This window comes from Atribacterota bacterium, from assembly GCA_028703475.1.
Classification (GTDB): Bacteria; Atribacterota; Phoenicimicrobiia; order Phoenicimicrobiales; family Stramentimicrobiaceae; genus JAQVMU01.
In genome coordinates, this window is the sequence record JAQVMU010000068.1 from 1 (window position 1) to 8,702 (window position 8,702).

Genomic DNA, 8,702 nt, shown 5'->3' on the forward strand with positions numbered 1-8,702 from the left:
TAACCGCTACAGCTCCTGAATCCTCGGCAATTTTAGCTTGCTCTGCATTAATTACATCCATAATTACGCCGCCCTTAAGCATTTGAGCTAACCCTTTTTTGGTTTTTTCAGTAGATATTTCACTCATTTCATATTCCTCCCTATTTATACTAATATTTAGATTGTTTTTCTTCTTTAATAATCTTAATTATAATATACCTGTAATTCAGTTTAAATAAAATAGATTGTTATAACTTTGAAGTTATAACAATCTAAAATGGATTTAAAAATTGTAAATATAATAGCTTTCATTCATTTATTTTGTTTCAGAAGCAAAAATTATTAGAAATTAAAATATTTAATTTACTTAACTGTCATTCTTGAAAATCTGTCTTCCAAGTAAAGCCTGAGACAATGTCACCTCATCAGCATATTCTAAATCTCCTCCGATAGGAACACCATAGGCAATCCTGGTAATTTTTATACCCAGAGGCTTAATAAGTTTAGCTATGTAAGATCCGGTAACTTCTCCCTCAATATTAGGATTAGTAGCCAATATTACTTCTTTTATTTTTTCCTTATTCAATCTTGACATAAGATGATCAATAGTTAAATGGTCAGGCTCAACGCCATCTAAAGGAGATATAGCCCCCTGCAAAACATGATATAGTCCTTTATATCCACCGGTTTTCTCTATTGCCATTAGATCCCTTGCTGTTTCTACAACACATATAGTGTTTTTTTCTCTATTATCATCACGGCATATCTCGCAAATACTTTGATCAGTAAGATTATGGCACACCTGGCATCTTTTTACCTGTTCTTTAGCACTTATAATTGATTGTGCTAAAAATCTCGCCTCTTCTTTCGGGATATTTAAGATATATAAGGCTAATCTTTGTGCTGTTTTTGGACCAATGCCCGGCAGTTTTGATAATTCATCAATAAGTCTGGCTAAAGGTCTGGTATATTTGTAAGCCATACTGTTTTCCTCTAAGTAATTGTAATATTAAAACATTCCAGGTAGATTCATGCCACCGGTAAGTTTACTCATTTCTTCATTAACCATTTCTTTAGACTGTCTGACACCTTCATTTACTGCTGCTAAAACTAAATCTTCAAGCATTTCCTTGTCTTCAGGGTCAATAATATCAGGGTCAATTTTAATCTCTTTAATTTCCTGTTGACCATTTATTACTAATTCAACCATCCCTCCGCCTGAAGCAACCTTGATTTCCTTCTGTGCTAACTGTTCCTTCATTTCTTCCATTTTTTTCTGCATTTGCTGGGCTTGTTTCATCAAAAATTTCATATCCATTATAAATAACCTCTTTAATTAATCTTCTATTATATTTCCACCAAATAAATCACGAGCTTCTTCCAGAATTCCATTATCAGATATAGTTGATTCTTCAATGTTTTTTTTCTTTTTCTTGTTTGCCTCTGGAATATTTGAATCATGATTCCCGGGATATTTATTTTCTTTTTTATTCTCATTCTTTTCTAATTTGTAATTAGAATATACTTTATTATTTTTTTTTGAGATAAAGCAATTCAGCCTGATATCAAGATTGGCTACTTCTTTTAATACCGCCTCAACTTTTTCCCTGTTTTCTCTCTTTTCCAGACTTTCTTTATGAAAAAGGCAATCATGATGAAAACCAATCATCAGCTGATTATTCTCAATAAATACTTCACTGTTTGCACTTAAAAAAGCATATAATGAAATTCTTTCTTTTTTTACTCTGGATAAAACCTTAGGCCAAATTTCACTAAATTCAAATTGCTCCTTTACCACTTCATTGCTCATTTTATTTTTATTAATATTGTTGGCTGGTTTTTTAAATATTGCTTTTACTGTTTTTATTTCACTCCCAACTTCCCGATGATTACTGCTATCCTCTTCCTTCTCTTCAATAAATATCTTATTATTATCAATTGTGTTTTTAGTAATTTTCTTAACCTGGCCTGTTTTACCACTCTGGGTTAATTTTACAATTAATAATTCCAGTAAAATCCAGGGATAGTGGTGGTATTTTATTTTATCTTCTATTTTGTTTAGTTCTTCAATTATATTCAGTATGGATTGTACATCAGTTCCTGCTATTAACTTAGTTATTTTTTCTGAATCTTTTTCTTCTAATAAAGTATTTTTTCCCAAAATTTTGATTAGTGACAATTGGTGTACATAGATAATCATATCCTGGACAAACTGATGTAAATCTACTCCTTCTTTTACTAATTTATCAATCAATTCTAAACCATTATTAGAATCATGGTTTAGAATGGCCCGGGTTATTTGAAAAAACAATTCTTTTGGAATAATTCCTAAAATTTCTTTAACTTCTTCAAAACTCACTTTGTCCTCACTACTAAAGGCAACAACTTGGTCTAAAATACTCTCTGCATCCCTCATGGAACCAGTCGCGCTCTCGGCAATTAATCGAAGAGAAGGTAAATCAATTTTTAATTTTTCCTTATCAATTATTCTTTTTAATTTTAAAACAATTTCATCTATGGAAATTCTTCTAAAGTTAAAGCATTGACAACGTGATAATATTGTATTAGGAACTTTCTGAGGTGCTGTTGTAGCAAATATAAACAATACTTCGCTTGGTGGCTCTTCTAAAGTTTTAAGTAAAGCGTTAAAAGCTTCATTAGTGAGCATATGAACTTCATCAATAATATAAACCTTGTACTTTCCTTCTGCAGGTGCGAAGCCAATCTTACTTCTCAGCTCCCTGATTTCATCAATACCCCGATTTGAAGCACCATCAATTTCAATTACATCTAGTGATTGGCCACTATTAATTCTGATACACTGAGAGCATTTATTACAAGGATGATCGGTAGGTCCTTCCTGGCAATTAAGAGCTTTTGCCAGTATACGAGCAGTGGTTGTTTTTCCTACACCTCTTGGTCCTGAGAAAATATAAGCATGTCCAATACGGTTAAGTTTAATAGCATTCATCAGGGTTCTGGTAATATGTTTTTGCCCAACAATATCCTCAAAAAGTTGGGGTCTCCATTTTCTATACATTGATTGGTATTGAACCATTGAAATTCCTGTCGCAATTCTAATAAATTTTAAAAGATGACCGTGCCCTATCGTCGACCTATTCTCCCAAGCGATATTAAAACAGTTAACTCCAGCCAGGCTTACCTACGGCACCCAAAGAGATTTGCTTACCGCTGCTTCCTTCCGGACCTGACGGAATTTGCAATTCTTTGCTGCATAGGACCCAGCTTTCATCGTCACTTATTTCAGTCAGACCTTAAAAAAATAAGACCTCGGATAGGCTTTCAACCCTGCTGTAGCGGATTGCAGGTACAGGGCACCGCTAACTCCCCGTCTAGCACGATCATCGCTTTTGTCTGTAAAATATGGCGGAGAGGGCGGGATTCGAACCCGCGAGGCAGCTTTTGGCCGCCCAATCGCTCTCCAGGCGATCCCGTTATGACCACTTCGGTACCTCTCCGTATACTGTTCCTATTACTTATGATAAACAGGATAAGTTTTCCTGTCAATTGTGTGGTTTTATATTTTGCTTATATTTATAATAAAAGCGAAAGACAGAATAATATTGTAATACATTTTTTATAAAAAATCTACCTTCATTGATAATTATATAATGAATTAACCCCAAAAACCCCTTGATAATTAGGTCTAAAATAAAGCCTGATCTTATCTTCTTCGATTAACACCGACTTTTTTACAATAGCTGATAATCTTGCATTGGGAGCAGATAGGTGATATTGGTTTACAGATAATCTGGCCATGTGCTACCAAATAAGTATTAAAAGAAATCCAGTGTTTTCTCGGTAATAATATCTTTAAATCATGTTCAGTTTCCTCAGGACGTTTTGTATTAATTAGGCCAAGTCGATTAGAAATTCTGTGAACGTGGGTATCAACTGTAATGGAATCAATGTTAAATGCAATGCCCAAAACAAGATTTGCTGTTTTCCTGCCCACACCGGGGAGTTGAAGCAAATACTCAAGCCTATCAGGCACTATTCCATTATATTCATTTAAGACAATTTCAGCAATCTTCTTAATATTTTTCGCCTTTACCCGGAAAAATCCTACCGGGTAAATCAGGTCAGCAATTTCTTCTTCTGTCAATTGAGTGAGTTTTTTTGGATTAGAGGCCTGACCAAACAATCTTTCTGAAGCTTCAGCGGTTACCTCATCTTTGGTCCTGGATGAAAGAACAGTACTAATTAAAATACGGTATGCGTAGTTATCCCCCTTTTTTATCTGATTCATTAAAGGAAAATGGTCCTGAAAACTTAATTCTCTTGACAATTTATCCATTAAAATATCAAAATTCACCCTCTTTGCATAAGGCAGTATCATCGGTTCGCTCCTGCTATTCTACTATTAGAAAAATATTTTACTTTATCTTTTTGCTAATTACTCTTTAAAGATCTAATAAAGAATATAATATCATCAATATTTTCTCTTCGAGTAAAGTCTACCGGTTTATTATAGGCATTCAGCATCCCTTTTTCGTCCGCAGTCAAACTCTTTTTTCTTTTTAATTTTAGTTGTAATAACTTCATTAAGAACTTATCAATTAATGGTAATTTATTATAATTAAAACCACCGCGAAGATAAAAAAATTGTATTTTCCCCAATTGCTCTCCGGAAAAATTATTATTTTTTATTTCTTCTATCGTGTCCTCTCGATAAGGAGTTGCCCCTACCGCAAATACAACTAATATCTTCTCTTTTAATAGATTCCAATCATCCTTAATTAGCTTTATACCTTCTATGCCAACAGCATGCAGGCTTCCACCATAAATAATAACATCATAATCTTTAAAGTTTTCTTTATTAATTTCTTGGTAATTATAAATATCTGCAGATAACTCTTTTGCTATCCATTGTGCATATTTCTCTGTAAAGCCTGTTTTGGATTTATATACAACCAGATATTTCATATTATATCCTTTTCTAATTTTTTATAATTGATGTTATTTGGAAAAAATATTATTAAGTCTTAATTGTTAAAATTTTTATTTAATTTTAATACAACATTTAATTTTTACTGATTTTCTTTATGAAATAAACTTTGTTTCCCTGCTGGGTCTTGGCACTTTTATAACCATAAACGATAATTCTTCATCACTCTCGTTATACCAGCAATGTACAATATCTTTAGGACTTTCTATAAGGGTATTGGCCTCAACTACTTTTTTCTCATCTCCTATTTCCACTACCCCTATACCCCGTAAAACATAAAAAGCCACATCTACCGGTGTAATATGTTTTTTCAAAGATTGCCCTGGATTTAAAGTAATTACAGAAATTACTGCATTCTCGGTATTATAAAGATTCCTGGCATCAACATTATGGGCAGTTTTCATGATAGGAATATCTGAAAGTTTTTTTATAATCATTTTATTAAATCCTCCTCCTGCTTATTTGTTTTTTATTAGCATATCACATTTCATTTGATAGTAGCTGTAACTTTTGTAACTTTTTACAAATTACAAGTTTATCTTTATGAAAATACTTCCTTATCTTTTTTGGATATTTTTTCTTTTCTTGTTTTTATCCTTACTATCATTTTTTTTATCACAATATTCCATAAAAGTTTTTTAATACTTACAAATACTTCCGCTTCTTTCGGTTTTTCCTCTACCTTTTCTGCCTGATTCTCAAACTTCTTTCTATCTTCCTATTCTGTCCATCATATTTATTTAATTTTAAACAAATTAGTATATTTAAAATTACCGAATTTAAATAATTACCTGAAGAATACTAATGGTTTATTAATTTGAAAAAATAATTAGCCTGCCATTAATAGTAACATCCCTGAAATCAAACTCATTTTAATCCAATAAATCGCTTTCTCAGTATAAAAAAAGACATGGGTAAAATCATTCTTATAATACCATTTCCCAAAATCAACATCTTCCCCAAAAAGTTCTGTCTTAAAATATAGTCTCCCTTTTTCATTCAACATTTTTTTTAATTTCTTAAATTCATAATAAGGTTTATGAAAATGTTCAATTACTTCGCAGCAGACAATATAATCATACTTTTCTTTCAAATAATACGGATAATTATAAAAATAGGGATCATAAGCTTTTATATTATAAGAACAATCAAATAACATTTTTGTAATTACTGGACCTGGGCCAGCTCCATAATCTAATCCTTTATGATGTTTTTGAAAATCATCGGTTATAGCAGATATAAGAGGTTTAACAAAATTTTGATATCTTATATCATTTACATCATTATTATGTTCTAAATATCTTTTCTTTTCTTCTGCAGAGGAAGGATAATTATTCCTACCTAACATAATGCTCTCACAATTTTTACATCTGAAATAAGAACGATTCTGAAATCTTCCATAAAAATATATTTTTCCACTGCATAAGGAACAGAAACTTGAACAATTATTATTAAATTTTACCATAATCCAACCTTCACTGAATTTATCAATATATCATTTTCATGTCAAAAATTTTATATTAAGGCCATATTGCCAGTTTGACGCCCACAGCCGATAGAAAAAAGGAAATAATAAATCGAAATTTACTCTGGGGTATTCTATCAACAATTTGTCTGGCAATTTTCGCACCTATAAATGAAGTGGCAATAAAAAGTGGCAGACCCCACCATAGTAATTCTGACAATTGTGCACCACCTGCAAAATAGGTAACAATCCTGGTTGAATCAACTAATAGCCCAATAGCTCCGGCAGTAGCAATATAAACCTCTTTTGGCAGGTTGAAAGCAGAGAGAAACATACTGCGAATTGCCCCTCCAATACCGAAAACCCCCGCAAAAAATCCTGACAATGAGCCTCCAAGCAGAGCAGTTGTATTAACTGCCGGAACCCTGAAGTCAGACTGTAAAATTAGAAAAAGCGCATATCCGAAAAGAAATATACCTAAAATACGCAGAAGAATCTCTTCGTTTGAACCTAACGAAAGTGATGCTCCAAGATAACTGGTTAAAAATCCTGTTAACCCGAAAAGAAGAAGTAATCGCAAATTGAAACCTTTGCGAAAAAGAACTATTTTCCATACATTACCAAACCAATGAATAATTGAAACTAAAAATATCGCCTCGATTGGCGGGAAAAAGATAGCCAAAACCGGTATCATTACCGTGGAAATACCAAAACCGGTAATAGTGCCAATAACAGATGCTATAAGCGTTAATACAGTAATAGAAAAAATTATCATCTCATAACCTCAATTTGTTTTTTTATCTCTGGAAATCATCTTTTAAAAATCAACCCCTGATCCTATTCTTCTTAAAAAGATTTATCCAGAATAATAAACTGTATTAATTTCTGTGGCCTGTAATTGATGGTGCCGGAACTGATAATACAAGATAATGCTATATAGTATAATTCAGCTATTGAATTTCTGCTATACAATCATAATTACTATATTATTTAAACATTTGTCTCAGTCTCGAAGCTCTTTCTTTTATTGATTGATTATGCTCCTCTTCAGAAATATCAGGATCTCTCAGATTGATATACCTTTTACAGGGAAGTTCAGGACAATAACCACAGTGAGAATATCCCCTTTCAATAACCGCACATTGATACAGAGGGCAAATTTTATCTAGAAAAGCTTCTTGTGCCCAGAAAGTTGATCCTCTAACAGCTTGACAGCCTTTGCAATGGTTATTGAAATATTCACATTGGTCACATAATAATCCGCAAACAGATAAAACTTGAGTCATCTTAGCACCTCCTTAAAAGATAATTGTCAATTTTTACATCTGTCTATTTAAATAATTTTCTTGTATAGTATTAAATCTTTTGACATGTTTTCATTAACCAGGATCGCTGTCCATTTCATAATATTGTTATTTTTCAATTATAGACCCCTCAATGATACTATGGTAATCCAGTAGTTATCATTAAAATACTTGATAAAATCATACCAATACCGAAAATATAATCAACTATAATCAGGTTTCTACGCGATTCCGGGGAAATCGGTTTTTTAAGCAAAAAATAAATTGCCAAGAAAAAAGTATAGGCAAAAAAATAATAAAATAGCCCTAATACTATAATAGTCTGCTCTTAATATCTGTTTCAAGAAGAATAGGCTAAGAAAACTGATAATTAATCCTAGAACTGGATAAAACAATATATGATCAAAATTAATGGGCTCGTGAATCTCTTTAACAAATACCTCATTGTTCAATTGACCTAAAAGGGTATCTTTTAATAATTCAAATTTTTCCTCAAAAGCATTTATATAATGATACTTATAATTACGAAAAGATATATACATTTCTCTAATAGTACCATCTGTTCGTCATTTTATCTCCAGCGAATTAATTTCTAATATGCAATATTTTTCAACATGTGTTCCTTTCTGCCTTTCAATTTTCCAACCCAATATACGAATTATTTCAATAATTCTCCTGATAAAACACTGGTAGTTTTGATATCTTTCATTAGCAGAGAGCAAGTCAAGCCTTTCTTTATCCAACTGGCGGAGAGGGCGGGATTCGAACCCGCGAGGCAGGGATTAGCTGCCTACTCGATTTCGAGTCGAGCGCCTTCGGCCGGACTCGGCCACCTCTCCATTTATTTAATTTCTTAAATTATTATGCCGGTATTATCTTCTTTCCTGAAAAAAATTCTTCAATAATGCTCCGCATTCCTCTTCTAAAATCCCGCCTTTTATTTCAACATTATGATTAAATAAATTTTTCTTAAATAAATTTACTA

Annotated in this window: 10 protein-coding genes, 2 tRNA genes and 1 other RNA gene; all 13 read right to left on the bottom strand. The window is 32.3% G+C overall.

Going from position 1 to position 8,702, the window contains the following annotated elements; translation table 11 throughout:
* A partial coding sequence (locus tag PHQ99_06960; GenBank protein MDD4289311.1) for a pyridoxal 5'-phosphate synthase lyase subunit PdxS occupies window positions 1–127 on the bottom strand: 127 nt, incomplete at its 3' end.
* Window positions 128–346: 219 nt separating this feature from the next.
* Entirely contained in the window at window positions 347–961 is a 615-nt protein-coding gene (gene recR, locus PHQ99_06965) for a recombination mediator RecR (GenBank protein MDD4289312.1), read from the bottom strand.
* A gap of 27 nt (window positions 962–988) precedes the next feature.
* Window positions 989–1,297, bottom strand: coding sequence for a YbaB/EbfC family nucleoid-associated protein (locus tag PHQ99_06970; protein ID MDD4289313.1), 309 nt, complete (start codon window positions 1,295–1,297; stop codon window positions 989–991).
* 18 nt (window positions 1,298–1,315) lie between these two features.
* Window positions 1,316–3,037, bottom strand: a complete 1,722-nt coding sequence (gene dnaX, locus PHQ99_06975; protein MDD4289314.1) for a DNA polymerase III subunit gamma/tau — start codon at window positions 3,035–3,037, stop codon at window positions 1,316–1,318.
* A 40-nt stretch (window positions 3,038–3,077) separates the two neighbouring features.
* Window positions 3,078–3,341: signal recognition particle sRNA large type (gene ffs, locus PHQ99_06980), an RNA gene on the bottom strand.
* A gap of 23 nt (window positions 3,342–3,364) precedes the next feature.
* Window positions 3,365–3,458: transfer RNA gene (locus PHQ99_06985), tRNA-Ser, on the bottom strand.
* A gap of 206 nt (window positions 3,459–3,664) precedes the next feature.
* Window positions 3,665–4,339 carry an endonuclease III gene (locus tag PHQ99_06990; GenBank protein ID MDD4289315.1) on the bottom strand — a complete coding sequence of 225 codons (675 nt, stop codon included), beginning with the start codon at window positions 4,337–4,339 and terminating at the stop codon, window positions 3,665–3,667.
* 53 nt (window positions 4,340–4,392) lie between these two features.
* Window positions 4,393–4,926 (bottom strand): flavodoxin domain-containing protein, encoded by a 534-nt coding sequence (locus tag PHQ99_06995; GenBank protein ID MDD4289316.1) that lies wholly within the window; start codon window positions 4,924–4,926, stop codon window positions 4,393–4,395.
* A gap of 117 nt (window positions 4,927–5,043) precedes the next feature.
* Window positions 5,044–5,385 carry a cupin domain-containing protein gene (locus PHQ99_07000; GenBank protein MDD4289317.1) on the bottom strand — a complete coding sequence of 114 codons (342 nt, stop codon included), beginning with the start codon at window positions 5,383–5,385 and terminating at the stop codon, window positions 5,044–5,046.
* 392 nt (window positions 5,386–5,777) lie between these two features.
* Window positions 5,778–6,296, bottom strand: coding sequence for a methyltransferase domain-containing protein (locus PHQ99_07005; protein ID MDD4289318.1), 519 nt, complete (start codon window positions 6,294–6,296; stop codon window positions 5,778–5,780).
* A 172-nt stretch (window positions 6,297–6,468) separates the two neighbouring features.
* Window positions 6,469–7,188: a sulfite exporter TauE/SafE family protein gene (locus PHQ99_07010; protein MDD4289319.1), complete on the bottom strand. Its 720-nt coding sequence runs from the start codon at window positions 7,186–7,188 to the stop codon at window positions 6,469–6,471.
* Between the two features lie 211 nt (window positions 7,189–7,399).
* Complete coding sequence (locus tag PHQ99_07015) at window positions 7,400–7,699, bottom strand: DUF3795 domain-containing protein (GenBank protein ID MDD4289320.1); 300 nt, start codon at window positions 7,697–7,699, stop codon at window positions 7,400–7,402.
* 762 nt (window positions 7,700–8,461) lie between these two features.
* Window positions 8,462–8,556, bottom strand: a tRNA-Ser gene (locus PHQ99_07020).
* Between the last annotated feature and the right edge of the window lie 146 nt (window positions 8,557–8,702).

Excerpts from the sequence above, each read along its gene's own strand:
- recR (MDD4289312.1), bottom strand. The coding sequence starts at position 961 with ATGGCTTACAAATATACCAGACCTTTAGCCAGACTTATTGATGAATTA.
- PHQ99_06970 (MDD4289313.1), bottom strand. The coding sequence starts at position 1,297 with ATGGATATGAAATTTTTGATGAAACAAGCCCAGCAAATGCAGAAAAAA.
- dnaX (MDD4289314.1), bottom strand. The coding sequence starts at position 3,037 with ATGGTTCAATACCAATCAATGTATAGAAAATGGAGACCCCAACTTTTT.
- PHQ99_06990 (MDD4289315.1), bottom strand. The coding sequence starts at position 4,339 with ATGATACTGCCTTATGCAAAGAGGGTGAATTTTGATATTTTAATGGAT.
- PHQ99_06995 (MDD4289316.1), bottom strand. The coding sequence starts at position 4,926 with ATGAAATATCTGGTTGTATATAAATCCAAAACAGGCTTTACAGAGAAA.
- PHQ99_07000 (MDD4289317.1), bottom strand. The coding sequence starts at position 5,385 with ATGATTATAAAAAAACTTTCAGATATTCCTATCATGAAAACTGCCCAT.
- PHQ99_07005 (MDD4289318.1), bottom strand. The coding sequence starts at position 6,296 with ATGTTAGGTAGGAATAATTATCCTTCCTCTGCAGAAGAAAAGAAAAGA.
- PHQ99_07010 (MDD4289319.1), bottom strand. The coding sequence starts at position 7,188 with ATGATAATTTTTTCTATTACTGTATTAACGCTTATAGCATCTGTTATT.
- PHQ99_07015 (MDD4289320.1), bottom strand. The coding sequence starts at position 7,699 with ATGACTCAAGTTTTATCTGTTTGCGGATTATTATGTGACCAATGTGAA.